Here is a 25677-nt window from a genome sequence, read left to right on the forward strand (position 1 = left end):
CGAGCCGCCGTTGGTGCGGTGCTGGCGGCTCGTGCGGACTCTGCGGTCTACGGACTCAGCCTCCGGGTGCACCCGCATGTCATGAGCGAGTGCTGATCAGATGTCGTAGTACATCGCGAACTCCCCCCGCGTGATTGAGCACCTTTGGCTCTTCGCTGATATGACGCCTGACCTGCACTTCCATCGTTGACTATGTTCGGAGACGGATGGGTCTTGTTGAACCTTCTGGGGACTGGATGGGGACTGGTGGCAGCGCTCCGCTGACGCGCGCGGCGGTCGGGCCCATGTCTTGACACCTGGTTGCGGAACGGAATCGGCTCGGACGTCGGAACGCTCGCGGTGTCGGCGACGCGTCTCCCACCCCATCAGCGTGCCGGCTGACTCGGTCGCGGGAAGGGCGCTTCGCGTCCCTTCGGGATCGGCCTGCGGCCGACCCTTCCCTCGACCAGCGCCAGCCGGATCAGGCGGGTTGTGGGAGGCGCCGGGGGAGTGGACTGAACTTCGGGGGGATGTCTGTCTCGCGGTGTGTCTGGGCCTGTCGTAGGCCGGCTCCCAAACCCAGGTCACTGTCGGGGGAACCGGTTTCGGAGGCTGGTGGAGGGGCGGTGGCCCAAAGTCCGGCGGATCGATCGGCTACACCTCTGCGACCCCCCAGGAGCAGGATCCGGGAAATGGGCAGATCTGCGCGGCCTACTATGCGGGAGGTTGCTTCCAGATGGGGCACCGAGCGGGAACCAACAACGGTGACTGGTACGGGGGACAGATAGTCTGCGGTACCGGTGTGTTCTTCGGCTTCCAATTGCCTATCTTGAGCAAGGACTGGGGCGATTGGCACATCGACTGCGATTAGAGGGGCCATGACGAGTTCGAGTCGGCCGAAGGGGGTGACCACGTTCCGGCCTCAGTTGGCACTACGCATCGTCGTGTCGGCTGTTGTTGTCATCGGGCTCTGTCTGGTCGTTCTCCCCGTCTTGGTCTCCGCCTCTACCGACGTAGATGCGGTCGGCACGACCTTCTTCTCCGCCTTCGCCGCCGTCTGGACGCTTTCGTGGGTGAGGGCGCTGATGCTGAAGGTAGAAGTGGCGTGGATGACACCCTCTTCGTTCGAAACGCCTGGCGGACAAGGGTCTTTCGGCGAGGTGACGTGGAGCAGTTTCGGTTGCCGGCGCGAGGTTTGACCGGATTGGCGCAGGCGAACGGCGTCCTGGCACTCCTGACGGACGGCACGGTCTTGCGACTCGATGCGACAGTGGGGTGGCCGCTTCCGAGTAGGCGCGCCCAGCTGGAGCGCATCGTGAACGAACTGAATGATTGGGCGGCCCGGGGCGGGCGACCCTAGAGGATCGTCGACCGGACGAGATGCTCTCGATAGCCTGCGCACGATGACACACTGGCGGAGGCGTCGGCTCCCGCACGTCCTGGTGTGGGTAGCCGGCGTAGCTGGGGTGCTGCACGCTGCGGCCAGCCTGTATCGGGCGCTCGGCGGACAGTGGCTGCTGGCGACAGTGGGCCAGTGGGCGGTGGACCTGTCCGCGGAGGCGCCGCTCGCAGCAGGGATCGCGCTGGGGCTCATCGCGCTGCTCAAGCTGCTGGCCGCAACGATCCCTATCGGCGTCGCCTACGGCAAGGTGCCTTGGGCGAAGTTTTGGCGTGCCGTCAGCTGGGCCGGTGGGCTGCTGCTGATCGCCTACGGCGGCGTCAACACGACCGTAAGCGCCGCGGTGCTCGCCGGACTGATCCGTCCCGAGGGCGGCTACGACCCCGAGGCGATGAGGGGGCACGCCTACCTGTGGGACCCGCTGTTCTTCACCTGGGGTACGGCGCTGGTCATCTTCCTCTGGCTCTCACGCAGAAGCTCACCCGGTACCGGGTAGGCCAACGGCTACTAGCACACAAGCGCCACCGTCTGCGCTGCTACCGGCACGCCGATTACGCAACTTTGCGCTGCACAGCGCGGGTCTTGGTACGCGCATGCTGGGACGGCGCATCGTCGGGGTGCTTTTGCCTTGAGCGCAGTCCCGTCGCGAGGCAGCGGCCACGTGCCGGACAAGTCACGTCAGGCTGCCCCTCGCGTGGGCCGGCAGCGTATGGCGACCGCCCCCGACCGGAACTCATGGCGATCGACGAGCTCGAGTTGGATGCGCTCGCGCAGACCGGCGAGCAACGTCGGACCATGTCCGGCAAGTACCGGTTGCACAAGGAACTCGTACTCGTCAATCAGTCCCATGTCTGCCAACGCCAAGGGGAGCGTCACGCCACCCAGGAACAGGCCCTCGCCTGGCTCCTGCTTGAGTCGCTGAACCGCTTCCCGCAAGTCGCCTCGCACCAGCTGGGCATTCCAGTCGACCTCGCTCAACGTGCTCGAGACGATGTGCTTTCTCGCTCGGTCGATGGTTTCGGCGAACGGGATCTCCCGCTCACCCATCCATTCAGGCCAGGTGCCAGCCGCCGGCCGCCTCCACGCTGACTCCATCATCTCGTAGGTCACCCGGCCGAAAAGCAGGGCATCGGCTCGTTCCATCTGAGCGGTCCAGTAGCGCATCGACTCCTCGTCCGGGGGGAGCCCTGCCTCGTGGTGGCAGCAGCCGTCGAGCGTGACGTTGATCGAGTATCGGAGTGGTCTCACCTGGTCGCTCTCCCGTGTTGCGCGCCGCGCGTTGACCGGACCCTACTGAGACCACTGCGGCGCGCACTTCTCATCGGCGCTGCGATGCACCTGCTCGCCACGGTCGTGGCGCGACCAGATCGCGAATGTGCCACCGAACGCCGGGGCGGGCGCAGAAGATGCGCCCGTAGCGGCTGGGCACAGGGTCCGGTTCTCGCAGCGGACACAAGGCGGCTAACGCCGGTTCTCCATCCGAAGCTGGATCTCACTGCCGGACTCGGCGTCGTCCCGATAGACGACCCGCGAACGGGAACGCCGCAGCTCCGGCTGGGGAGTCCCCGGAGGGTGTTCCGCAAGACCTGCCCTGTGATGATTCCCGCAAGGGGACGACAACTGGCGCGCCAGCGGAACCCCCGCCACAGCGGTCTGTCGGCGGGGCAGTTCCTGCTCGACGTGCCGACTCCCGGATCACCACGGTCAGACAAGGCCCGGGTGCGCCCGGCAGGTGGGCGGCGAGAAGCGCCTGGGCAACCAGGCTGTAGCCCCCGGCGGCGCGCTTCTCGCTCAACTCCTTCGCGCGCCTAAACTATTCAACGGTTATCGACGCTTCTAGCCAATCCAAACTTCGACTCCCCGCACATCGCCCTGGATTGGGCCTGCTCTGTCGCAACGAAAGCTATCCCAAGAGAACGGCACGCATGCTACCAATAGAGGTAGTACGGGCCCCGCTTTGCGGGGCCCATCGCCGTTTCTGGGTGACTTGTTGGTCATTGTTGGGCGGGGTTGGAATTGCATGGCGGAATGAAGGTCTACGCCGGCTCGCCGGCGGCGGCCCGGGCGTATCTGGAGGCCGATCGCGGGCGGGCGGATGACTACTACCTGGCCGAGGGCACCGGCGTCGCCCGCCGCTTCACCGCTGCCGCCGAGCGGGTGCAGGAGCTCGAGCCGCTGAGCGGCGATGCCTATGAGGTCTGGGTCGCCGGTGTGGACCCGGACACCGGTGCGGGGCGCGGGCGGCTGCGAACCGACCAGCGCGCGGTGCGGTTCGTGGAGGTGGTGGTCAACGGCCCGAAGTCCTGGTCGCTGGCCGCCGCGGTGCACCCGGACATCGCGGAGGCGTATGACGCGGCCCAGGACCGGGCCGCCGCGCAGATCGTGGGCTGGCTCTCCCAGCACGCCACCACGCGGGTCGGCCCGCGGGACGGGCAGGTGCAGGTGCCGGTGGAGGCGCTGGAGGCGGTGACGGTGCGGCACTACACCTCGCGCGCGGAGGATCCGCACCGGCATCTGCACCTGCAGCTCAACGCGCGGGTGTTCGCCGCCGGGAAATGGCGCGGGCTGCACACCCTCGGCGTCCGCGACTTCCTCGCGGCGATCAACGGCATCGGGCACGCGGCCGTCGCCTGCGATCCCCAATTCCGGGCCGCGCTGGCCGCCCACGGCTTCACCCTGGATGCGACTGGAGAAGTACTGGAGCTGGCCGAGTACGTCGGCCCGTTCAGTGCGCGGGCGGCGCAGATCGGGCGCAATCTGGACCGCTACGAACGCGAGTGGATGCAGGCGCACCCCGGCGAACAGCCCGGTCCGGCGCTGCGGCGCGCGTGGGATGCCCGGGCGTGGGCCGAGGGCCGCCCCGACAAGGTGATCCCCCAACCGGGGGTGCACCTGGAGGACCGCTGGCGGACGGAGCTGGCCGGTCTGGGCTACCGCGACCCGGGCGGGCCGGTCGCCCTGCCCCCGACTGCCGTGGGCGCGCTGGACCGGGACCGTGCCGCCGATCGGGTGCTGGCCCGGCTGGCCGCCAGCCGGTCAGCGTGGAACGCCGGGGACATTCGCGGTGAGGTCGAGCGGCTGATCGCCGCCGAGAACGTCGTCACCGACGCCGCGGTGCGCCTCGAGCTGGCTGAGGACGTCACCGCCCGCGCCCTGGGCCGATGTGTGCCGCTGCTGGACCGGGCGAGGGTGCCCGAGCACATCCGGTCCTGGACCTCCCGGCCGGTGCTCGCCGTGGAGGCCGACCTGGTCACCCGGTTCGCCGCCCGCGCCGGCGATGCGGCCCCGGACAGGGGGCGGCCGGAACTGCTGCCGGTAGGGCCCGTCGCCGGGCTGGACGCCGGGCAGGCCGCGGTGGTCGCCGCCCTGGCCGGCGACCGACCGCTGATGGTGGTGGAGGGCGCCGCGGGGGCGGGCAAGACCACCACCCTGGCCGCCACCCGCCGCCTGCTCGAACGGCAGGGGCGCCGACTGATCCTGGTGACCCCGACCCTGAAGGCCGCCAAGGTCGCGAGCGCGGAGGTCGGCGCCGTAGCCGGGTCGGCGGCGGCCCTCGTCTACGCCCACGGCTGGCGGTGGAACGAGCACGGGGAATGGACCCGACTCGCCGTCGGCGAGGTAGACCCCGTCACCGGCCGCACCTACACGTCACCGCACGACCGGAGAAGGTTGCGGCCCGGGGATCTGCTGGTCATCGACGAGGCCGGCATGCTCGACCAGGACACCGCCCGCGCCCTGCTCACCGTCGCCGACGAGGCCGGGGCGCGACTCGCGCTGCTCGGTGACCGCCACCAACTCGCCGCGGTCGGCCGCGGCGGCGTCCTCGACCTCGCCGCCGACCAGCTCGACCCGGCCGCCTGCCTGACCCTGGAGTCGGTGCACCGCTTCACCCGCACCGACGGCACGGGCCAGTCGGTTCCGGACGGTGAGTACGCCGAGGTGACGTTGGCGATGCGGCGGGGTGACAACCCGGGCGCGGTGTTCGACGCGCTCCTCGCCCGCGGCCGGATCTGCCTGCACCCCGACTCCGGGGCGCTGCAGCAGGCGCTGGCCGCAATCGCCGCCAGGGACGGCCGGGCAGGCGACCTCGCCGTCGTGGCGGATACCCGCGAGCAGGTCAGCGAGCTCAACGCCACGATCCGGGGGCGGCTGGTCGCCGAGGGCTGGGTCGACGACGCCCGGGTCGCGGTCACCGGGGCGGGGGAGCGGATCGGCGCGGGGGACCGGATCGCCACCCGCCGCAACGACCGAGCGCTGGGCGTGGCCAACCGCCACATCTGGACCGTCACCGCCGTCAGTCCCTCCGGGGCGCTGACCGTCGCCCCAGCCGACGTCACCCCGACCCGCGCCGTCCCGCCCGGTGTCGCCCCGGGTGTCACCCCGTCGGGAGTGGGGGAGCGGGTGCTGCCCGCCGGCTACGTCACCATCCATATCGAGCTGGCTTACGCCACCACCGCGCACGGGGTGCAGGGCGACACCGCCACCTCGGCGCACGTGGTGATCGGGGAGCACACCGGCGCCGCATCGGCATACGTCGGCATGACCCCGCGGCCGCACCGCGAACACCGCGCACCTGGTGGCCACCGACCCAGCCGAGGCGCGGCAGCAGTGGATGGCGGTGTTCGGCCGCGATCGCGCCGACCTGGGCCCCAGCCACGCCGCGCAGCTCGCCGCCAGCGAAGCCGCCCGCTATGCGCACCCCGCCGTTCCGCGGCCGGAGTCCGAGCGTCGCGGTCCGTCCCTCACCCGGGGTGGCGCCGCCCCCGGCCTCGGGCGATGAGCCGCACCGGCGACTGCAGACCGACTGGAGAATCCCGGCAGGATCTGGCGGTCGGCTGTCACCAACGGACCCCGATTGGCGCCTTCTGTAGGTGACGGGGCCCAGCCCACCGACCACACCGGAGCCGACCATGACTGACCACACCGCCGGCCGCGAACCCGAGCTGCTCACGATCACCGAAGCCGCCGAGCTCCTGCGCGCCCCCGTGGCCACCCTGCGCTACTGGCGCCACCTCGGCACCGGCCCGCGCAGCTTCCGCCTCGGCCGCCGCGTCCTCTACCGCTCCGACGACCTGCGCGCCTGGGTCGACGCCCGGCACGGCCAGGACCACGGCGGTCACTCTTGACGGATCATGTTGTGTCTGACAATACTGGTGGCTTGGGGATCCGGTTTACCCGGTCGGCGCGCAAGCACCGCATCGGCCGGGCCTCCGCCCGCCACGTCCTGGCCGGCACCCGACCGGTGCCGGTCACCGCCACCAGCGGGGCCGACGCGTGGCTTTACGTGGGCCTTGACGAACGAGGCCGATAACTGGAGATCATCGCCGTCGAGGTGCAGCCGGCCGACGGCGGCCAGCTATACCTGCTGGTCATCCACGTCATGCCGACCCGCCTCCGAGGAGACAGCCCGTGACCGAGCGCACCCCGCCACTCATTACCTCCAGCACGCCGATCGGACCCGATGTCGACCTCGACCGGGACGACGTCCGGCTGGCCGACGGAACCCGGCTGACCGAGGAGAAGGCCGCGGGAATCGTCGACGAGGTCCGGCGCCGCGGCGGCCGCCCGTCCCTGACCGGCCGGGCCGCCGTCTCACCGCGCATCGCCTTCCGCGTCGACCCCCGCGTCCGGGACAGCGCCGCCCGGATCGCCGACCGGGAAGGCAAAACCATCTCCCAACTGGCCCGCGAGGCGCTCGAGGCGCGGGTCGCCGCAGAGGGATCGGCCTCGTGATGCTGGGTCGGCGTCCTCGCTCCGCCTGAGTTGCGATCGGAGAGGTCATGGCTTTTCGCAGCATCCAGGACCGGTGGTACGTCACGGACCCGGCCACGGGGAAGCGCGTGCAGAGTCCCCGCTACGGGCGGGGCATGCGCTACCGGGCGCGCTACAAGGACGCCGCGGGCAAGGAGGTCACGCAGGCCTTCGCCGACAAGGAGAAGTCCAAGGCGCAGCGGTGGCTCGACGAGGTCACGACCAGCTAGGTGACCGGCACCTACGTCGACCCGAAGACCGCCCGGACGACGGTCGACGAGTGGTGCTCGACCTGGCTGTCCGGCTACGCGACCCGCCGCCCGCGCACGGTGCGGCAGGCGCGGGTGCACGTCGCCCAGATGACCGCCGCGTTCGGTCCGATGCCGCTCTCGGCGGTGCGGCCGTCCTCGGTCCGCTCGTGGACGGTGGAGCTCAAGGCCGCCGGCCTGGCCGACAGCTACGTCTACGCGCTGCACTCGCGGCTGTCGCAGGTCATGAACGACGCCGTGCACGACGGGCTGCTGGCGCGCAACCCGTGCTCGCGCCGCACCTCACCAGGAGCCGGCGGTCAGCGTCCCTACGTGGCCACGACCGAGCAGGTGTGGGCGCTGCACGACGCGGTCGCCGACCACCTGCGCCCGGCGATCCTGCTCGGGGCGTTCGTTGGGCTGCGGACCGCCGAGGTCGTCGGGCTGCGGATCTGGGACGTCGACTTCATGCGCGGTGTCGTGCGGCCGGTGCAGCAGCGTGACGGGGAGCCGCTCAAGAGCGAGACGTCCCGCACGCCGCTCCCCATCCCGCAGGAGCTGTCGGTGCAGCTCTCGGCGGCGGTGGCCCGATGGGGCGGGGACTACGTCGTCACCGACGGCGCCGGCCGGCAGACCTCCACATGGGCGATCGAGCGCGCGATCCGCTCGGCTCGGCCGAAGGTCCCCGGGCTTCCCGAGGCCTTTCGCTTCCACGATCTGCGGCACTACCTGGCCTCGCTGCTCATCGGCAGCGGCCTCGACGTCAAGGTCGTCCAGCACCGGCTTCGGCACGGCAGCGCCAAGACGACGCTGGACACCTACGGCCACCTGTGGCCCGACAGCGACGAGTCCGCACGGCCGCTGTGGGTGCTGTGCTGGCCGCTCGTGGGGACTGGTTGGGGACTGAGCGGGCTGACCTGCGATAAAACCGCAGGTCAGCCCGCTGTTCGACTCAGATGTCGTAGTACATCGCGAACTCGTGCGGGTGCGGGCGGAGACGGATCGGGTCGATCTCGAACTCCCGCTTGTACTCGATCCACGTCTCGATCAGGTCGGGGGTGAAGACGCCGCCCTCGATCAGGTAGTCGTGGTCGACCTCGAGCCGGTCGAGGACGGCGTCCAGGGACGCGGGCACCTTCTCGATGCCCAGGGCCTCCTCGGGCGGCAGCTCGTACAGGTCCTTGTCCACCGGCGCGGGCGGCTCGATCTTGTTCTTGACCCCGTCCAGGCCGGCCATGAGCATCGCCGAGAAGGCGAGGTAGGGGTTGGCCGACGGGTCGGGCACCCGGAACTCGATGCGCTTGGCCTTGGGGCTGTCGCCCGAGATCGGGATACGGGTGCACGCCGAGCGGTTGCGGGCGGAGTAGACCAGGTTGATCGGCGCCTCGTATCCGGGCACCAGCCGGTGGTAGCTGTTCACCGTCGGGTTGGTGAACGCCAGCAGCGACGGGGCGTGTGCCAGCAGGCCACCGATGTAGTGCCGGGCCATGTCCGAGAGGCCCGCGTACCCGGTCTCCGCGTGGAAGAGCGGCTCGCCGTCCTTCCAGAGGCTCTGGTGGCAGTGCATGCCGGAGCCGTTGTCGCCGAACAGCGGCTTCGGCATGAAGGTCACGCTCTTGCCCTCGGCCCACGCCGTGTTCTTGATGACGTACTTGAACAGCATCAGGCTGTCGGCCGACCGCAGCAGCGTGTCGAACTTGTAGTTGATCTCCGCCTGGCCGCCGGTGCCGACCTCGTGGTGACCCCGCTCGAGCTGCAGCCCCGCGTTGGTCAGGTTGGTCATCATCGTCGCCCGCAGGTCGCTCTGGTGGTCGAAGGGCTCGACGGGGAAGTAGCCACCCTTGGCCCGCGTCTTGTAACCCAGGTTGGGGCCGCCGTTCTCACCCGTCAGCGCGCCGGAGTTCCAGGAGCCCTCGACCGCGTCGATGTGGTAAAAGCCCTCGTTGATCCCGGTGCCGTGCCGGATGGAGTCGAAGATGTAGAACTCGGCCTCGGCGCCGAAGTAGGCGGTGTCGGCGATGCCGCTGCTCGCCAGGTACGCCTCGGCCTTCTTCGCCACGTTCCGCGGGTCGCGGCTGTAGGCCTCGCGAGTGATCGGGTCGTGGATGAAGAAGTTCACGTTCAGCGTCTTGTGCCGGCGGAACGGGTCGAGGAAGGCGCTGTTCGCGTCGGGGAGCAGCAGCATGTCCGACTCGTTGATCGCCTGGAAGCCGCGGATCGAGGATCCGTCGAAGCCCAGGCCCTCGGAGAAGGTGTCCTCGCCGAACGTCGACGCAGGGATCGTGAAGTGCTGCATGACGCCGGGCAGGTCGCAGAAGCGGACGTCGACGTATTCGACGTCGTTGTCGCGGATGTAGGCGGCGACCTCGTCGGGACTGTTGAACATCGATCCTCCGGTAGTGGGCGGATGGCCGACGCGCACGTTACGAGCGGGGAGTTGCCCCTTGGTGTCCCGAGTGTTTCGGGGCGGTAACAACGCGCCGGGCCCGTGACTACGCTCGTGCACATGGTCAGGGACGTGGAACCAGCCTCTCAGCAGCGCGTCCGGGGTGCCTCTCTGGGGTTGCCGGCCGAGGGGCCGGGCTCCCTGGCCGGCTTCCAGTCCCGCGTCGGCGCATTCCTGATCGACGCGGTCGCCTCGTTCTTCGTCGCCGGGCTGTTCACTGCGCCCGCCCTGCCGCGCAACTGGAGCCTGGTCGCCTTCGTCGCGGTCACGCTCGTCAGCCTGGTCGCCTTCGGGCAGACGCCCGGCATGCGGCTGCTCGGCCTGCGCCTGGCCCATCCGCGGCCGGGGGAGCGGCTCGCCCTGTGGCGGGCCGTCGTCCGGACGGCGCTGCTGTGCCTGCTGGTGCCCGCGCTGCTCGTGGACGCCGACGGCCGCGGGCTGCACGACCGGCTCACCGACACCGCCGTCGTCCGCGATCGGGCGTGATCGAGTCCTACGAACTCGTGGCCATCAGCCGCGCTGATCGCCACGAGTTCGTATGACTCGGCGCGGGTCGTCAGCCCCTGCGGCGCACCTGGCGCTGGCTGATCGACATCTGCTTGCCGCCCGGCAGCGGGCCGCCGGGCACGGGCATGCGGGCCCCGCCCATCGCGCTCATCCGCCGCCCGAGGGCGTTGACCTCACCGGCGCTCAGGTTGCGCGGCAGCTTCATGACGTGGTTGCTGAGCTTGCGCAGCGGCACTTGGCCGTCCGCGTCACCGACCACGATGTCGTAGATCGGGGTGTCACCGACGACCCGGGCGACCTTTTTCTTCTCCTGGGCGAGCAGCCCCCGGACGCGGCTGGGCGCGCCCTCGGCGACCAGGATCACGCCCGGCCGCCCGAGCACGCGGTGCACGGCGTCGAGCTGCGCGGTGCCGGCGACCCCGGAGGTGACCCGCCAGTCACCCCGCATGCCCTCGAGCACCCAGGCCGCCGCGCCGGGCTGGCCCTCCACCTGGCGGTACGCCGAGCCCTGCGCGCGGCGGCCGAAGATGACCAGCGCGGCGAGACCGCCGGTGATCACCGCGAGCGGGATGAACACGAACGGCGAGCTCAACAGGATGCCGACGAGCTCGACCAGGGCCGCGACCACCACGAAGGCGATCAACATGATCCACGGGAGCTTGGGGTCGTTCTTCCGCGTCAGCGAATAGGCCTGCTTGATCATCCCCGCCTGGCCGGCGAGCTTCTTCAGCCGGCCCACCTTCGGCTGGCCCTTCTTGTCCAGCTTCGGGGCCTTGCCGGAGGCCGTCGCGCCCGAACGGCCACGGCCGGCGTTCGGGCTTCGGCCTGCCTTGCCGCCGGGAGCGGTCGCGTCTGAGGGCTTGCTGCGTGCCATGCCCAGAGGATACGGGCGACGGCGGTCACTTCCCCGAGTGCCGACCCGGAGGAGTGGTGTCAGGCCTGGTGGGAGAGCCCGCGGGCCTCGATCGCCTGCTGGTACAGCCGGCCGGCCCGGTAGGAACTGCGCACCAGCGGCCCGGCCAGGACGCCCGGGAAGCCGATCGCCTCGGCGTCCTTCTGGAACTGCACGAACTCGTCGGGCTTCACCCACCGGACGACGGGGTGGTGCCGCGGCGACGGCCGCAGGTACTGGGTGATCGTGAGCAGGTCGCAGCCGGCGTCGTGCAGGGCCTGCATGGTCTCGACGACCTCGTGAGGCTCCTCGCCCATGCCCAGGATCAGGTTGGACTTGGTGACCAGGCCGGCCTCGCGGGCGGCGGTGATGACATCGAGCGAGCGCTGGAACCGGAAGCCCGGCCGGATCCGCTTGAAGATCCGGGGCACCGTCTCGACGTTGTGCGCGAGCACCTCGGGCCGCGAGGAGAAGACCTCGGCCAGCTGCGCGGGCTCGGCGTTGAAGTCGGGGATCAGCAGTTCGACGCCGCAGCCGGGCAGCTGGGCGTGGATCTGGCGCACCGTCTCGGCGTACAGCCAGGCGCCGCCGTCGGACAGGTCGTCACGGGCGACACCGGTGACCGTGGCGTACTTCAGGCCCATGGTCGCGACGCTCTCGGCGACCCGGCGCGGCTCGTCGGCGTCGAACTCGGCGGGCTTGCCGGTGTCGATCTGGCAGAAGTCGCAGCGCCGCGTGCACTGGTCGCCACCGATGAGGAAGGTGGCCTCGCGGTCCTCCCAGCACTCGTAGATGTTGGGGCAGCCGGCCTCTTCGCAGACGGTGTGCAGGCCCTCGCGGCGGACCAGTGACTTCAGCTCGGTGTACTCCGGGCCGGTCTTCAGCCGCGTCTTGATCCACTCGGGCTTGCGCTCGATCGGCACCTGGCTGTTGCGGACCTCGAGGCGGAGGAGTTTGCGGCCGGCCGGCTCGAGCGGGGAACCCGAAGAATGTGCCGGAGCGGCCGTCTCACTCATGATCTCCACGGTACTCGCAGACGGCGACGCCCCCGCTGCAGCTGCAGCAGGGGCGTCGTCCGTAGGGGGTGGAGCGGTTCAGACCTGCTTGTCGTCGGGTCCTGCCGTCGGTCCCGCTGCCGAGCCACCGCCGCCGCTGAACGGCTCGGGCGCTCGCTGGATGTCGACGTCGGCGTCCTCGGGACCGTCGCCGGTGGCCAGTTCGGCGTCGCGGACCCCCAGGTCCGACTCCGCCGGCGCGGCGTCGCTGGAGGCCTCCGTCGCCGTGGAGACCTGCTTGCCCGAGTCGCTGTCGGAGGTGGACACCGGCTCAGGCCTTGTCCCCGTCGATGCCCGGGCCGCGGACGTCGTCCCGGACGGAATCGCTCTCGTCGCCCTCGGCCATCTCCGAGGGCTGCATGCCGAGGTCGGTGTCGTCGGGGGTGGAGTCGCCGGCGGCGAATTCCGCGTCCGAGACGGTGCCGGTGGTGCTCGGCGCGCTCGGCACCGGATCCTCGCGGTAGCTGGGCACCGGGCCGTCACCGGCCGGGGCCGGCGTCCACGAGTCCTGCTTCTTCCCACGCAGGAGCACCGCCGCGCCGGCGGCGAGCGCGGCGACGGCGAGCAGCCACGGCCAGCGCCGGGACCTCTTCTCGACGCCGGTGCGGCGCTTGACCTGCTTGGCGGTGGCCGAGGCCTTCTTCTCGAACTCCTGCCGCTTCTTGACGGCGGTCTTGCGGGCCTTCTTCGCCGTCTTGCGGGCCTTTCGGCCGGACTTCTCCGCGGTGGCCACGAGCTCCGCGCGGCGGGCATCGAGCTCGCTCAGCGCGCTGTCCACCCCGGCCGCCAGCGTCTCGCGGGCGCTCTCGAGCGCCGGCGCCACGGCGACCCTGGCCGCGGCGACCCGCGGGGCCGCGTACGCGACGGCTGCCTTCTGCGCGTCCTCGAGCCGGGGCACGACGTCGTCCTTCAGTGCCTTCTGCGCGGCCTTCTGGGCGGCCTCCACGCGGGGCGCCAGATCGGCGGCGGCCCGGGCGGCGGCATCCTGGGCGGCGCTCACCGCGGACGCCACCCGTGGGGCCGCGGCCTCCCGCGCCGCTTCCACGCGCGGGGCGATCGCGTCGCGCGCGGCCTCCACGCGGGGGGTGAGGGTGTCCCGAGCCGAGGCCACCGCCGGAGCTGCGGCAGCGACCGCCGCCGCGACCTTCGGGGCGACCTTGGCGGCGGCAGCCTTCTGGGCGGCGTCGAGCCGGGGGCCGGCCGCCTCGCGGGCGGCGGCGACCCGTGGACCGAGCTGCTCGGCCGCGAGGCGGCCGGCCTCGGTGGCCGCCACCCCGATGTGGGCGAAACCCTCCTGGAGCTCGGCGCCGATGACCTGACCGCGTGACTTCTTGCGGAACACGAGCTGCACCTCCGAGTTGATCGTCTGCCGATCATCCTGCCCGGTCCGGTCGGAGAGCACACCCCGAGCGGTCGCGGCTCGGCATGGTTAGCGTCGGGCCGTGGAACTGCGGATCTTCACCGAGCCCCAGATGGGCGCCACCTACGACGACCTCCTGGCCGTCGCCCGGCGCACCGAGGAGACCGGCTTCGACGCCTTCTTCCGGTCCGACCACTACCTGACGATGGGCGGCGACGGGTTGCCCGGGCCGACCGACGCCTGGGTGACCCTGGCTGGTCTCGCCCGCGAGACCAGCCGGATCCGGCTGGGCACGCTCATGACGGCCGGCACCTTCCGGCTGCCCGGTCCGCTGGCGATCTCGGTCGCCCAGGTCGACCAGATGAGCGGTGGCCGGGTGGAGCTGGGCATCGGGGCCGGCTGGTTCGAGGCCGAGCACACTGCCTACGGCATCCCGTTCCCGTCACTGGGGGAGCGGTTCGACCGCTACGAGGAGCAGCTCGCCGTCGTCACCGGTCTGTGGGGAACACCACCGGGGAAGACCTTCGACTTCGACGGCGCGCACTACCGGCTCACCGATTCCCCGGCGCTGCCCAAGCCGGTGCAGCCGGGGGGCATCCCGATCATCGTCGGCGGCGCGGGCAAGAAGCGCACCCCGCGGCTGGCCGCCGCCTACGCGGCCGAGTTCAACGTGCCCTTCGCCTCGGCGGAGGAGAACGCGCGGCTCTTCGAGGGCGTCCGCGCGGCCTGTGTGGAGGAGGGGCGCGACCCGTCGTCCCTGGTGTACAGCTCGGCACTGGTGCTGTGCGTGGGCCGGGACGAGGCGGCGATCGCCCGCCGGGCGGCGGCGATCGGCCGCGAGGTGGACGAGCTGCGCGCGCACGGGGTGGCGGGCACGCCGTCCGAGGCGGTCGACGTGCTCGGCCGGTACGCCGAGGCGGGCGCGCAGCGCTGCTACCTCCAGGTGCTCGACCTGTCCGACCTGGACCACCTCGACCTGGTCGCGGCGGAGGTGGCCCCCCAGCTCGGCTGAGGCCTCCTCAGCCGACGGAGAGGCCGGGCACATCGCCCGCGGTTCCGTCGTCGTCGGCCTGCGAGAACCACCGGACGCCGCCCCGATCGGACTTCGCCGCGTACATCGCGAGATCGGCTCGGTGCAGGAGCTCGTCGATCGAGGTGGCCCCGTCGGGCGCTGCGGTGACCCCCAGGCTGGCTCCGACCTGGACCGCCGCGCCGTCCAGCTCCATCGGGCGGCCGACCAGCGAATGCAGCCGCCGGGCGCACTCGTCGGCGGCCTCCGCCGGAGCGCCGGGCAGCAGCACGGCGAACTCGTCGCCGCCGAGGCGGAACAGCAGGTCGCCGGGCCGCAGGGCCGGGCGGAGACGTGCACCGAGCCTGCGCAGCAACTCGTCGCCGGCGCGATGACCGAGCGCGTCGTTCACGGCCTTGAAGCCGTCGAGGTCGAGCAGGATGAGGGCGGCCCGTGCTCCGCCGCGGACCAACCTGGCCATCTCTGCGTCCAGGGCACGACGGTTCGGCAGGCCGGTGAGGTGGTCGGTGAGCGCCTGCTGCCGGAGCTCCTGCAGGGACCGGAGCTCGTGGAAGGTGAGGGTCGTCCGCGCGAGAGAGGCGAGCACGCAGGCGAGGGCGCACACCTCACCGAGTGAGACGGTCCCGTCGCCCCATTCGACACCGAGCACGGTCAGCGCGGCGAGGGTGCAGGTCAGCGGCACCACGAGGGCATGCCATCTCACCGGCTCGTCCCTAGCACCACCCAGCCGCCGCGGACGGGCCGCGGCGGCTGCAGCGGCCGTGAGCACCGCGTTCACCATCCACGTGAGGTCGAGCGGGCCCCCCGGCTCGTAGCCGTCGCCGGCCTGCGCCGCGGCCACCAGGGCGTCACCGACGAGCTTCGAGACCAGGACGACGCACAGGATCGCGACGACGCCGTCCAAGCGAGCCCCGAGCACGGCCGGCACCGCGCCCAGGAGGGCGAGCAGCAGGACGTCGGCCACGAGGTAGGCGACGTTCGCCCCCGCGGCGAGGGGCTCGAGGTGCTGGGCCGTCACGGCGGGTGTGATGAACGCCGCCGCCGCCACCGCGGTCACGCCGAGCGCACCGACCAGCCCGTCCAGCCACGCGCTCGCCTGGGGCCGTGGCACCCGGGACCGCAGCAGGGCGACCGCGACGACGAACAGCGGCGGGTAGCTCGCCAACCAGAGCGCGTCGGCGACGGACGGGAAGGGCGGGGCCGGCAGCGGTGCGACGGCGACCGCATAGACGAGGTTGCCGAGCACATTCAGCACGGTCGACGCCGCGGCGCCCCACCAGACGATCCGTTCCTCCGGCACTCGTCGTGCTGCACCGAGGCAGGCCACGCTCGCCACGAGTGGCGCCGCGTTCAGCAGCAGGAGGTCGAAGATCACGGCCTCGGTGGGGGAGTGCGGCACCAGCGGGACACCCGCGGCGAAGCCCAGCGCGATCACCGCGGTGGCCAGGACGAGCGTGCGCGGCCGGACCTGCCACCAGCGTCTCCGTCGCTCGGGCGGCGTGGTGGCCATGGCGCCGCAGCGTGCCATATCCGGGGTCGGGCGGCTGCGGCTTCGGCGCGAGACGGAGCCGTTTCGTCCGGCACGCGTCCCGATGATCAGCTGCGGCTGTGCGTCAGCAGGAACGGGCGGGGGATGACCAGCCACCGCAGGAAATCCTCCACCGGCATCGGCCGGGCGATGGCGAAGCCCTGGGCGATGTCACAGCCGAGCCGGGCGAGTGCGCAGCCCGTGGCGGCGTCCTCGACGCCCTCGGCCACCAGCCGCAGGCCCAGGGCATGGGCGAGGGCGACGGTGTGCTCGACGATCGACGCGGCGCGCGGATCGGTGCCGACGTCGAACGTGAGGCTCCGGTCGAGCTTCAGCTCGTCCGCGGGCAGGTGCCGCAGGTAGGCCAGCGAGCTGTAGCCGGTGCCGTAGTCGTCGATCGATGTCCGGACGCCGAGCCGGCGCAGCTCGGCGAGCACCTCGCGGCCCCGCTCGGGGTCGGCCATCAGCGTGTCCTCGACCAGTTCGAGGGTGAGCGCCTCCGGGGGCAGCCCGTGCCGTCGGAGAGCGGCCGCGACCTTGCTCGGCAGGTCGAGGTCGTTGACGTTGGCCGCGGACAGGTTGACCGACACCGGCACCCGCGCACGCCCCCACCAGCGGGCGGTGGCGGCGAGGGCCAGCTCGAGAACGGTGTCGGTGAGCGGGCGCAGCAGGCCGGCCTGCTCGGCGGCGGGCAGCAGCTCGGCGGGGGAGAGCAGCCCCCGGACGGGGTGGTTCCAGCGGACCAGTGCCTCGACGCCGACGATGCGCTCGTCGGACAGCGCGATCTGGGGCTGCAGGTGGACGACGAGCTGGTCGGTGTCCAGCGCGGTGCGCAGCTCCTCCATGGTGCGCAGGCGGTCGCCGCTGCCGCCGTGCGGGTCGGGGACGTACACGTGCACGCCCTCACCGGCGGTCTTCGCGGCGTACATGGCGACGTCGGCGCAGCGCAGCATCTCCTGGACGGTGGCCGCCGGGACGGGCGCGGTGGCGACGCCGATGCTGACGCCCACGTGCAGGCGGATGTCCTCGACGGGGAACGGCTGGAGGACGAGCTTGCGCAGCCGCGCGGCGCGTTCCTGGGCCTGGTCCAGCGACGCCTCCGGCAGGAGGACGGCGAACTCGTCGCCCCCGAGGCGGGCGAGCAGCTCACCGGGGCGCAGGGCCGGCTGCAGCCGCGGCCCGATCTGGCGGAGCAGGTGGTCGCCGGCGGTGTGTCCGAGGCTGTCGTTGACCTCCTTGAACCCGTCGAGGTCCAGCAGGAGGAGGGCTGCCGGACGGCGGGCCGAGGCCGTGGTCAGCACCCGGGCGGCGGTGTCGAGCAGGGCGCGCCGGTTGGCCAGGCCGGTCAGCTCGTCGGTGCGCGCCTGCTGCTTGACCTCGTGGAACGACCGCACCTCGCGGAAGGTGACCGCGGTCCGGGCGATCGCGGCGACGACGCAGCCGATCGCCAGCCACGCGGCCGTCGACGGCAGCGCGTCGCCCCAGCCGGATGCGAGGACGAACAGGCTGGCCAGGTTGCAGATCAGCGGGAGGGCGAGCAGCCGGAGCCCCACGCGGGACCGCTCGGCCTTCTCGGCTGCGCGGGGGCGGGCGCAGTGCGCGGCGAGCGCTGCGCTGGCGATGCCGGCGAGCCAGAAGAGCTCGGTCCCGCTTCCGTCGACGTAGGTGTGCGCGACCATGCGGGCGAAGAGCACGGAGTCACCGGTCAGCAGCAGGAGCAGCGCGGCGATGACGCTGAGCAGGGAGCGGTCCATGCGCAGGCCGAGGATCGACCCGACGGCGACCAGCATCGCGAGGAGCAGGACGTCCATCACCGGCATGGCGAGGTTGATCAGCGCCATGGCCGGCCGGCCGTCGGACGGGTGCAGGTACGGGCCGATGAGGAAGGCGACCCCGAGGGCGGTGGTGCCCAGGGCGCCGATGACGCCGTCGAGCCACATGCTCGGGTGGAAGCGGGGGACCCGCGCGCGGATCAGTCCCACCATCGCGATGTAGACCAGGAGGTAGGCGACGAGCGCGAGCAGGTCGATGACCTGCGGGTACGGGCCGTTCCCGCCGATGCCCGCGGACAGGGTGCGCAGGACGTTCGCGACGGCGTAGAGGACGAGCGCGACGCTCAGCGAGCGCCAGGCCAGCCGCTCGGTGCGGACGCGGACCGAGGCGGTGTAGGCGGCGGCCGCGGCCGGCAGGTACGCGGAGTTGTAGAGGACGACGTCGTAGAGGCGGTCCCAGCCGAGGCCGGCCGGCCGGGCGCCGATGCCGGTGGCGAACAGCGCGATGCCGAGGAGGGTGAGACCGACGAACAGCCCCGACCAGCGCGCACGGCTGCGCCCCGCCGTCAGCTCCTCCCGGTCCACCCTTCGTTCATCGGCCGGACAGCGCCGCGACTCCACCCCAGCCCGGGCGATTCCGGCCCGGACGAGTGAGGTGGGCGGCTCGGGAGCGGGTTGGGCGCGTCGCGGTAGGCTGGAAGGCGTGACCGGGCGGCTCCTGCTTCACCGGCCGTGCTGACCTGAAGCGTTCAGTCAGCACGGCGACCCCTCCTGCGTGAGGGGTTTTTTGTTGTCCGCCGACCGGAACGAGATCACGGGAGCACCGACGATGAGCCAGACCGCCGATCAGCCGGGTGTCGAGCAGACGCACGGTGACGTGCCGCCGCACCGCTACACCCCGGCGCTGGCCCACCGCATCGAGATGGCCTGGCAGGACCGCTGGGCGCGCGAGGGCACGTTCCACACCCCGAACCCGACGGGCCGGTTGAGCGCCGGGTTCGAGAAGGTGGCCGACCGGCCCAAGTTCTTCGTGATGGACATGTTCCCGTACCCCTCGGGCGCCGGCCTGCACGTCGGCCACCCGCTGGGCTACCTGGGCACCGACGTCACCAGCCGCTTCCGCCGGATGGACGGCGACAACGTGCTGCACCCGATGGGGTACGACGCATTCGGGCTGCCCGCCGAGCAGTACGCCGTCCAGACCGGGCAACACCCGCGGATCACCACCGAGGCGAACATCGAGGCCATCCGGGCGCAGCTGCGCCGCCTGGGCGTCGACCACGACGACCGCCGCAGCTTCGCCACGATCGACCCGGGCTACTACAAGTGGACCCAGTGGATCTTCCTGCAGATCTTCGGTTCCTGGTTCGACGAGGACGCCCAGAAGGCGCGTCCGATCGACGAGCTGGTCGCGGAGCTGGACGCCGGTCTGCGCGACCCCGCGCCGGGCACGAATCCGCTGGGCCGCCCCTGGGCCGAGCTGGACGAGGTGGGCCGCCGGCTGGTCGTCGACGCGCACCGGCTGGCCTACCTGCACCAGGCGCCGGTGAACTGGTGCCCCGGGCTGGGCACCGTGCTCTCCAACGAGGAGGTCACCGCCGACGGCCGCTCCGAGCGCGGCAACTTCCCGGTGTTCCGCCGTCCGCTGACCCAGTGGATGATGCGGATCACCGCCTACGCCGACCGGCTGCTGGACGACCTGGACCGGATGGACTGGTCGGAGTCGCTGAAGCTGATGCAGCGCAACTGGATCGGCCGTTCGACCGGCGCGAAGATCCGTTTCCCCGCCGGCAGCGAGACCGTCGAGGTCTTCACCACCCGGCCGGACACGTTGTTCGGGGCGACCTACATGGTGCTGGCCCCGGAGCACCCGCTGGTCGGCGCCCTGACCGCGCCCGCGTGGCCGGCCGGCACGGACCCGCGCTGGACCGGGGGAGCGGCCACCCCGGCCGAGGCGGTCGCCGCCTACCAGCGGCAGGCCTCGCGCCGGTCGGAGCTGGACCGGCAGGACGCGGGTCGGGAGAAGACCGGGGTGTGGCTGGGCGTCACCGCGGTCAACCCGGTCAACGGGCGCGAGCTGCCGGTGTTCATCGCCGACTACGTGCTGACCGGCTACGGCACCGGCGCGATCATGGCGGTGCCCGGCGAGGACACCCGCGACTTCGAGTTCGCCGAGGCGTTCGGGCTGCCCGTCGTCCGCACGGTGCAGCCGCCGGCCGACTTCGACGGTGGTGCGTACACCGGCACCGGGCCGATGATCAACTCCTCCAACGACGAGATCTCGCTGGACGGCCTGGAGAAGGCCGAGGCGATCGCCACCATCACCGACTGGCTGGTCGAGCACGGCCACGGCGAGTCGACCACGACCTACAAGCTGCGCGACTGGCTGTTCAGCCGGCAGCGGTACTGGGGCGAGCCGTTCCCGATCCTGTACGACGAGAACGACCTGCCGGTCGCCGTCCCGGACTCGATGCTGCCGGTGCTGCTGCCGGAGGTGGACGACTACTCGCCGAAGACGTTCGCCGACGACGACGCCCATTCCGCACCCGAGCCGCCGCTGTCCCGCGCCACCGAGTGGACGACGGTCGAGCTGGACCTCGGCGACGGCCCGAAGAAGTACCTGCGCGAGACCAACACGATGCCCAACTGGGCCGGGTCGTGCTGGTACTACCTGCGCTACCTGGACCCGGGCGACGACACCCAGATGGTCGATCCCGAGCTGGAGAAGTACTGGCTGGGCCCGCGGTCGCCGGGCGATGTCGGTGGCGTCGACCTGTACGTGGGTGGTGTCGAGCACGCCGTCCTCCACCTGCTGTACGCGCGGTTCTGGCACAAGGTGCTGTTCGACCTGGGCTACGTGTCCAGCGAGGAGCCGTTCCGCCGGCTGGTCAACCAGGGGTACATCTCCGCGTTCGCCTACACCGACGAGCGTGGCTTCTACGTGCAGGCGTCCGAGGTCGTGGAGAAGAACGGCCAGTTCTTCCACGAGGGCAAGCCGGTCAACCGCGAGTACGGCAAGATCGGCAAGAGCCTGAAGAACATGGTCACGCCCGACGAGATGATCGGCGCGTACGGGGCCGACACCTTCCGGGTCTACGAGATGTCGACCGGTCCGCTGGACCAGTCGCGGCCGTGGGAGACCAAGGCCGTCGTCGGCTCGCAGCGGCTGCTGCAGCGCATCTGGCGGGTCGTCGTCGACGAGGTCACCGGCGCCGTCCGGGCCGCGGAGCTCGAGCCGTCCGAGGACACGCTGCGTGCCCTGCACCGGGCGATCGACGGCGTCCGCGACGGGTTCTCGAGCCTGCGGTTCAACATCGCCATCGCGCGGATCACCGAGCTGACCAACCACCTGACGTCGGTCTACGGCGCGGACAAGCCGGTGCCGCGGTCGGTGGCCGAGCCGCTGGTGCTGCTGGTCGCGCCGCTGGCCCCGCACATCGCCGACGAGATGTGGACCCGGCTGGGCCACGACGGCTCCTCTGCCTGGCACCCCTTCCCTGTGGCCGACGCGCGCTGGCTGGTCGACGACACCGTCGAGGTCGCCGTGCAGGTCAACGGCAAGGTGCGCGCACAGGTGTCCGTACCGGCGGACGCCGACGCCGCGGCCCTGGAGGCGGCGGCGCGGGCCGACGAGCGGGTCGCGGGCTACCTGGACGGCGCCACGGTGCGCCGCGTGGTCGCCGTCCCGGGCCGGCTGGTCAACTTCGTCCTCGGCTGAAGGACCCCGTCCTTCTCACCCCTCGCAAGCTCGGGGCGAGCCTCGGGACGGGGCCGAACGGCTGTGGGACGAGCACGCGGCGTTCATCGACGACCTGTTCTCCCGCGGCATGATCGAGCTGGCGGGCCACTTCGCCGACGGGACGGGTGCGCTGGTCGTCGTCCGTTCGGAGTCGGTGGGCGAGGTGCGGGGCTGGTTCGAGAAGGACCCGTGGTCGGTGCACGACGTCCTGCCGGTGGCCGACGTCCTCGAGTGGACGATCTTCATGGGCGACCGGACGGGCTGACTCGATCGACGCTCGGGGGCCAGCTCGACCACGGGCAGCCACGGCGCGCTCCACGCACCGCCGCTCAGGTCTCGGTCAGGCCACGGACGCAGCTCCGCGCCCTAGGTTTCGTGCGCGTTCGATGAGCCGGGGAGCCGGCGAACCCGGACGAGCCGGACGATCACTCCCATCGAAGAAGGAGCACCGGCATGACCCTCCGGAAGCGCAATCTCTTGGTCCTACCCGCAGCCGTCGGCATCGCACTCGTGGCCGGCGTCGGTCCAGCGTCCGCCGCGCCGAGCCAGCCGCCGAGCTACAACTCCAGCTGCGTCGGTCAGGTCGCTGTTTCAGGCAACGCGGTCTACCCCGGACTCGGCGGCCGGGTCGTCGAGTTCAACGCCAGGGTGCTCGGCAGCCCGCAGTACTGCTACTTCCTCTGATCAGGACGAGCCCCACCGCCCTCACGACGGTGGGGCTCGACCCTGAAGGGCCGCCGCTCAGACCGACGCGTCCGCCGTCGATCGCTCGAACGCGAGGACTCGTCGCATCGCCTCCTCGACCGGGCCGACCGCGTCGGCGACGGTGATGTCCCGCCCCAGCTCCGCCGACAGCGAGGTCACGCCGGCGTCGGGGATGCCGCACGGGATCATGTTGGCGAACGCGCTCATGTCGGGGTCGCAGTTGAGCGCGAAGCCGTGCATGGTGACGCCACGTGCGACGCGGACGCCGATGGCGGCGACCTTGCGCTCGGGGCGGGTGCCGTCGGCGGCCACCCAGACGCCGCTGCGTCCCTCGACCCGTCCGGTGGTCAGGCCGAATCCGGCGCAGACCTCGATCAGCGCCTGCTCGAGCTGCCGGACGTAGGCGACCACGTCGATCGGGTCGGGCAGCGCGACGATCGGGTAGCCGACGAGCTGGCCCGGCCCGTGCCAGGTGATCTTGCCGCCGCGGTCGACATCGATGACCGGGGTGCCGTCGAAGGGCCGCTCGTGCGGTTCCGTGCGCTTGCCCGCCGTGTAGACCGACGGGTGCTCGAGCAGCAGCAGGGTGTCAGGGCCCTCGCCGGCCACCCGCGCGGCATGGAGTTCGCGCTGCCGCGCCCACGCCTTCTCGTAGTCGACCAGACCGGCTCGCTCGATCCGCAGCTCCGTCACGGCTCCCAGCGTAGGCGGCCGCGCCGGCCTGTGGACAACGCCGGCAGGCCGGGAGCCGTCCGTCCTACGGTCCTCGGCATGTCCGCTGCCGTCCGGTCGGAGTCCGGCGCCCACGTGGCGCCCGTCGTGCCCGGTTACACGCTCGAGACCCGGCTGGGCAGAGGTGGCTCGGGTGAGGTGTGGGGGGCGGTGCCGCGGCGGGGCGGCGCGCCCGTGGCGATCAAGGTGCTCGTGGCCGGCGACCCGGAACGGCAGGCCCGGGAGGCGGCGCTGCTCGGGGCGCTCGACCATCCGCACCTGGTGCGGTTGCTGGAGGTGGTGCACCAGCCGCAGCGCGGCGGTGCCCCGCGGGTGGCGCTGGTGCTGGAGCTGCTCGCCGGTGGCAGCCTCGCCGCTCTGCTGGCGCGCCGAGGACGGCTTCGTCCCGGCGAGGTCGTCACCGCGATCGCCCCGGTGGCCGCGGCCCTGGCGCACGCGCACGACAACGGCGTGGTGCACGGCGACCTCTCACCGGGCAACATCGTCTTCACGGCCGAGGGGCGGCCCGTCCTCACCGACCTGGGGGTCGCGCGGGTGCTGGGCGAGACCGCGGCCGGCGAGGTCACGCCCGCCTACGTCGATCCCACGGTCGCCCGCGGCGGCGCTCCGGGACCTGCCTCGGACGTCTTCGGCGTCGCCGCGGCCGCTTTCCACGCCCTGACCGGCATCGCGCCGTGGAACGCCGCGACCGCCGGCGACACGCTCCGCGTCGCCGCGGACGGGCTGCTCCCCGACCTGGCCGAGCTCGCACCGGAGGCGCCGCCGGAGCTGGTCGCCGTGATCGGCCGGGGGCTGGCCGCGGATCCGCACGACCGCGGGTCCGCGGCCGCCTTCGCCCTGGACCTCCGGCACGCCTGCCGGCCCGAGCCGGTCCGGCTTCCGCAGGAGGGCGTTCCGGACGTCGAGCTGTGCCTCACCGGCCGGGGACCGCGCACCGAGCTGACCCACCAGGTGCCCGGCCGCGTCCCGCGTCCGGCGCCGGTCGTGGCGGAACAGGCCGGCCGGAGGGAACGGTGCTGGTCGGCGACCAGGGAGGCGATGACCGGGGTGCCCGCGCGGCGGGTCGCCGCGGTGACCGTGGTCGCGCTGGTCGTGAGCGCCGTCGGTTGGCTGGTCATGGGATCGAGCGGCCCTCGGGACGCAGCCGCCGTCGCGACGTCGTCCGCCTCGCCGACCTCCGCCGCGGTGGTGGACCGGTCGCACGCCGGCCCGGTCACGCCCGCGGACTGGCGGGCCGTCGTCGACCGGCTGTACCAGCGGCGGGCCCAGGCGTTCAGCGCGGCCTCACCGGAGCTCCTGGACGAGGTCTATGCCGCGGGCAGCCCGCTCCTGAGCGCCGACGCCGGCTTCGTCTCGTCGCTCGCCCACGCGGGGGAGAGGTTGCGCGGATACCTGCCCACCGTCGAGCAGGTGACGTCCGCGCAGCCCGATGGCGACCGCGTGGGCCTGGACCTGATCGACAGCTGGGCAGCCGCCGAAGTCGTGGCGGGCGGGGTGGTGGTGCGCGCCGTGCCGGAGCGCCCGTCGGCCGCCGTCCACATGGTGCTGGTGCGGTCCGGCGACTCGTGGCTTATCGAGAGCGCTCAGCGGTCCGGCTGAGCGCCTGCGCTCAGCCGTTCGGCAGGGCTGCGCGCAGGGCCGCCGGGAAGTCGGGCTGGACGAACTCGTATCCCGATTCGCGCAGCCGCACCGGGAGGGCCCGCTGCCCGCCCACGACACTCGAGCGCCCGAACTCGCCGAGCGCCAGGTTCAGGGCGACCGACGGGACGGTCAGCACGGTGGGCCGGTGCACCTGGCGGCCGAGCTCCGCGGTGAATTCCGCGTTGGTCACCGGCTCCGGACCGGTGAGGTTGACCGGTCCGGCGACGTCGGCGGTCAGCAGGTGGCGGATCGACCCGACCACGTCGGCGAGGCTGACCCACGGCCAGTACTGCCGCCCGCTCCCCATGCGGCCGCCGAGCCCGAGCCGGAAGACCCGCCCCAGCACCTGCATCAGCATCGCCGACCGGTCGAGAACCAGACCCGTCCGCAGATGCACGACGCGGATCCCCGCGGCCTCCGCCGACGCCGTAGCCGCCTCCCACTGGACGCACAGCCGGGCCAGGAAATCGGTGCCCGCCGGGTCCTCCTCGGTGACGACGCGGTCGCCGGTGTCCCCGTAGAACCCGACGGCGGATGCCGAGAGCAGCACCCGCGGCCGACCGTCACCGGCGGTGGCCAGTGCGTCGCTGATCGTCGTGGTCGCGTCCCGACGGCTGTCGAGCAGCCGCTGCTTGTAGCTGCTGGTGAACGGGCGGGGGCGGATCGGCGTGCCGGCGAGATTGATGACGGCGTCCACGTCCCCGAGCACCCCGGGGTCGATGCGACGGTGCTGCGGGTCCCAGCGGTGCTCATCGGCGGTCCGCGGCGTGCGCCGCACCAGCCGGATCACCTCATGGCCGTCGGCCCGCAGTGCCGTGACCAGCGCCGTGCCGATCAGGCCCGAGGCGCCGGTGATCGCGATCTTCACGTGGATCCTCCTGAACCGCTCCGCG

General features: G+C 72.0%; 22 protein-coding genes and 1 pseudogene. 13 read left to right on the top strand and 10 right to left on the bottom strand.

Going from position 1 to position 25677, the window contains the following annotated elements; all coding sequences use genetic code 11:
* Positions 1-884: 884 nt before the first annotated feature.
* Together AC2H4J_RS16100 and AC2H4J_RS16105 are read left to right on the top strand one after the other, a co-directional pair.
* Positions 885-1178 carry a hypothetical protein gene (locus AC2H4J_RS16100; protein WP_487465890.1) on the top strand — a complete coding sequence of 98 codons (294 nt, stop codon included), beginning with the start codon at positions 885-887 and terminating at the stop codon, positions 1176-1178.
* Positions 1179-1445: 267 nt separating this feature from the next.
* Positions 1446-1874 (top strand): DUF3995 domain-containing protein, encoded by a 429-nt coding sequence (locus tag AC2H4J_RS16105; RefSeq protein ID WP_487465891.1) that lies wholly within the window; start codon positions 1446-1448, stop codon positions 1872-1874.
* A gap of 182 nt (positions 1875-2056) precedes the next feature.
* Here AC2H4J_RS16105 and AC2H4J_RS16110 read toward each other — a convergent pair whose 3' ends face one another.
* On the bottom strand, positions 2057-2626 hold the full coding sequence (locus tag AC2H4J_RS16110; protein WP_487465892.1) for a dihydrofolate reductase family protein: 570 nt from the start codon (positions 2624-2626) through the stop codon (positions 2057-2059).
* 780 nt (positions 2627-3406) lie between these two features.
* Here AC2H4J_RS16110 and mobF point away from each other — a divergent pair.
* The 5 genes and pseudogenes from mobF to AC2H4J_RS16135 all read left to right on the top strand — a co-directional run.
* Positions 3407-6080 (top strand): annotated as a pseudogene (gene mobF / locus AC2H4J_RS16115) (MobF family relaxase); the annotation flags it as partial.
* Between the two features lie 208 nt (positions 6081-6288).
* Positions 6289-6504 (top strand): helix-turn-helix transcriptional regulator, encoded by a 216-nt coding sequence (locus tag AC2H4J_RS16120; protein ID WP_487465893.1) that lies wholly within the window; start codon positions 6289-6291, stop codon positions 6502-6504.
* A gap of 283 nt (positions 6505-6787) precedes the next feature.
* Positions 6788-7111, top strand: a complete 324-nt coding sequence (locus tag AC2H4J_RS16125) for a hypothetical protein (RefSeq protein WP_487465894.1) — start codon at positions 6788-6790, stop codon at positions 7109-7111.
* Positions 7112-7158: 47 nt separating this feature from the next.
* Positions 7159-7359: a hypothetical protein gene (locus AC2H4J_RS16130; RefSeq protein WP_487465895.1), complete on the top strand. Its 201-nt coding sequence runs from the start codon at positions 7159-7161 to the stop codon at positions 7357-7359.
* Positions 7360-8439: a site-specific integrase gene (locus AC2H4J_RS16135; protein ID WP_487465896.1), complete on the top strand. Its 1080-nt coding sequence runs from the start codon at positions 7360-7362 to the stop codon at positions 8437-8439. It abuts the gene before it with no gap.
* On the opposite strand, the gene glnA is transcribed toward AC2H4J_RS16135, so the two are convergent.
* Positions 8330-9763 (bottom strand): type I glutamate--ammonia ligase, encoded by a 1434-nt coding sequence (glnA, locus tag AC2H4J_RS16140; protein WP_487465897.1) that lies wholly within the window; start codon positions 9761-9763, stop codon positions 8330-8332. The two genes, AC2H4J_RS16135 and glnA, sit on opposite strands and share 110 nt — an antisense overlap.
* Before the next feature lie 132 nt (positions 9764-9895).
* On the opposite strand from glnA, the gene AC2H4J_RS16145 reads away from it, so the two are divergent.
* A complete protein-coding gene (locus AC2H4J_RS16145; protein WP_487465898.1) occupies positions 9896-10309 on the top strand; it encodes an RDD family protein in 414 nt (137 codons plus the stop codon).
* A 70-nt stretch (positions 10310-10379) separates the two neighbouring features.
* On the opposite strand, the gene AC2H4J_RS16150 is transcribed toward AC2H4J_RS16145, so the two are convergent.
* From AC2H4J_RS16150 to AC2H4J_RS16165, 4 genes are all read right to left on the bottom strand, one after another.
* Positions 10380-11204 (bottom strand): DUF4191 domain-containing protein, encoded by an 825-nt coding sequence (locus tag AC2H4J_RS16150; RefSeq protein WP_487465899.1) that lies wholly within the window; start codon positions 11202-11204, stop codon positions 10380-10382.
* 59 nt (positions 11205-11263) lie between these two features.
* Positions 11264-12238, bottom strand: a complete 975-nt coding sequence (lipA, locus tag AC2H4J_RS16155; protein WP_487465900.1) for a lipoyl synthase — start codon at positions 12236-12238, stop codon at positions 11264-11266.
* Between the two features lie 78 nt (positions 12239-12316).
* A complete protein-coding gene (locus tag AC2H4J_RS16160; RefSeq protein WP_487465901.1) occupies positions 12317-12544 on the bottom strand; it encodes a hypothetical protein in 228 nt (75 codons plus the stop codon).
* Positions 12545-12548: 4 nt separating this feature from the next.
* Positions 12549-13619: a hypothetical protein gene (locus tag AC2H4J_RS16165; RefSeq protein WP_487465902.1), complete on the bottom strand. Its 1071-nt coding sequence runs from the start codon at positions 13617-13619 to the stop codon at positions 12549-12551.
* A gap of 100 nt (positions 13620-13719) precedes the next feature.
* On the opposite strand from AC2H4J_RS16165, the gene AC2H4J_RS16170 reads away from it, so the two are divergent.
* Positions 13720-14649, top strand: a complete 930-nt coding sequence (locus AC2H4J_RS16170; protein ID WP_487465903.1) for an LLM class F420-dependent oxidoreductase — start codon at positions 13720-13722, stop codon at positions 14647-14649.
* A 7-nt stretch (positions 14650-14656) separates the two neighbouring features.
* Here the strand turns inward: AC2H4J_RS16170 and AC2H4J_RS16175 are convergent, their stop codons facing one another.
* Together AC2H4J_RS16175 and AC2H4J_RS16180 are read right to left on the bottom strand one after the other, a co-directional pair.
* The gene (locus AC2H4J_RS16175) at positions 14657-16177 is read right to left on the bottom strand and encodes a diguanylate cyclase domain-containing protein (protein ID WP_487465904.1); all 1521 of its coding nucleotides are present in this window, start codon (positions 16175-16177) and stop codon (positions 14657-14659) included.
* A gap of 86 nt (positions 16178-16263) precedes the next feature.
* Positions 16264-18552: a putative bifunctional diguanylate cyclase/phosphodiesterase gene (locus tag AC2H4J_RS16180; protein WP_487465905.1), complete on the bottom strand. Its 2289-nt coding sequence runs from the start codon at positions 18550-18552 to the stop codon at positions 16264-16266.
* A 244-nt stretch (positions 18553-18796) separates the two neighbouring features.
* Here AC2H4J_RS16180 and leuS point away from each other — a divergent pair, with 244 nt between their 5' ends.
* The 3 genes from leuS (at position 18797) to AC2H4J_RS16195 (ending at position 22390) form a co-directional block, all read left to right on the top strand.
* Complete coding sequence (leuS, locus tag AC2H4J_RS16185) at positions 18797-21685, top strand: leucine--tRNA ligase (protein ID WP_487465906.1); 2889 nt, start codon at positions 18797-18799, stop codon at positions 21683-21685.
* Between the two features lie 109 nt (positions 21686-21794).
* Positions 21795-21971, top strand: a complete 177-nt coding sequence (locus tag AC2H4J_RS16190) for a YciI family protein (protein WP_487465907.1) — start codon at positions 21795-21797, stop codon at positions 21969-21971.
* Positions 21972-22159: 188 nt separating this feature from the next.
* Positions 22160-22390, top strand: coding sequence for a hypothetical protein (locus AC2H4J_RS16195; protein WP_487465908.1), 231 nt, complete (start codon positions 22160-22162; stop codon positions 22388-22390).
* A gap of 57 nt (positions 22391-22447) precedes the next feature.
* Here the strand turns inward: AC2H4J_RS16195 and lipB are convergent, their stop codons facing one another.
* Positions 22448-23104, bottom strand: a complete 657-nt coding sequence (lipB, locus tag AC2H4J_RS16200; RefSeq protein WP_487465909.1) for a lipoyl(octanoyl) transferase LipB — start codon at positions 23102-23104, stop codon at positions 22448-22450.
* A gap of 78 nt (positions 23105-23182) precedes the next feature.
* On the opposite strand from lipB, the gene AC2H4J_RS16205 reads away from it, so the two are divergent.
* Positions 23183-24742 carry a serine/threonine-protein kinase gene (locus AC2H4J_RS16205; RefSeq protein ID WP_487465910.1) on the top strand — a complete coding sequence of 520 codons (1560 nt, stop codon included), beginning with the start codon at positions 23183-23185 and terminating at the stop codon, positions 24740-24742.
* Positions 24743-24752: 10 nt separating this feature from the next.
* Here the strand turns inward: AC2H4J_RS16205 and AC2H4J_RS16210 are convergent, their stop codons facing one another.
* Positions 24753-25652: a TIGR01777 family oxidoreductase gene (locus AC2H4J_RS16210; protein WP_487465911.1), complete on the bottom strand. Its 900-nt coding sequence runs from the start codon at positions 25650-25652 to the stop codon at positions 24753-24755.
* Positions 25653-25677 lie beyond the last annotated feature (25 nt).

The sequence above is a fragment of the Blastococcus sp. OS1-29 genome (assembly GCF_057628075.1).

Bases quoted from the DNA above. Each gene is read 5' to 3' on its own strand.
- AC2H4J_RS16150 (WP_487465899.1), bottom strand. From the start codon at position 11,204: ATGGCACGCAGCAAGCCCTCAGACGCGACCGCTCCCGGCGGCAAGGCA.
- AC2H4J_RS16195 (WP_487465908.1), top strand. From the start codon at position 22,160: ATGACCCTCCGGAAGCGCAATCTCTTGGTCCTACCCGCAGCCGTCGGC.
- AC2H4J_RS16120 (WP_487465893.1), top strand. From the start codon at position 6,289: ATGACTGACCACACCGCCGGCCGCGAACCCGAGCTGCTCACGATCACC.
- leuS (WP_487465906.1), top strand. From the start codon at position 18,797: ATGAGCCAGACCGCCGATCAGCCGGGTGTCGAGCAGACGCACGGTGAC.
- AC2H4J_RS16130 (WP_487465895.1), top strand. From the start codon at position 7,159: ATGGCTTTTCGCAGCATCCAGGACCGGTGGTACGTCACGGACCCGGCC.
- AC2H4J_RS16190 (WP_487465907.1), top strand. From the start codon at position 21,795: ATGATCGAGCTGGCGGGCCACTTCGCCGACGGGACGGGTGCGCTGGTC.
- AC2H4J_RS16175 (WP_487465904.1), bottom strand. From the start codon at position 16,177: ATGGCCACCACGCCGCCCGAGCGACGGAGACGCTGGTGGCAGGTCCGG.
- glnA (WP_487465897.1), bottom strand. From the start codon at position 9,763: ATGTTCAACAGTCCCGACGAGGTCGCCGCCTACATCCGCGACAACGAC.
- AC2H4J_RS16205 (WP_487465910.1), top strand. From the start codon at position 23,183: ATGTCCGCTGCCGTCCGGTCGGAGTCCGGCGCCCACGTGGCGCCCGTC.
- lipA (WP_487465900.1), bottom strand. From the start codon at position 12,238: ATGAGTGAGACGGCCGCTCCGGCACATTCTTCGGGTTCCCCGCTCGAG.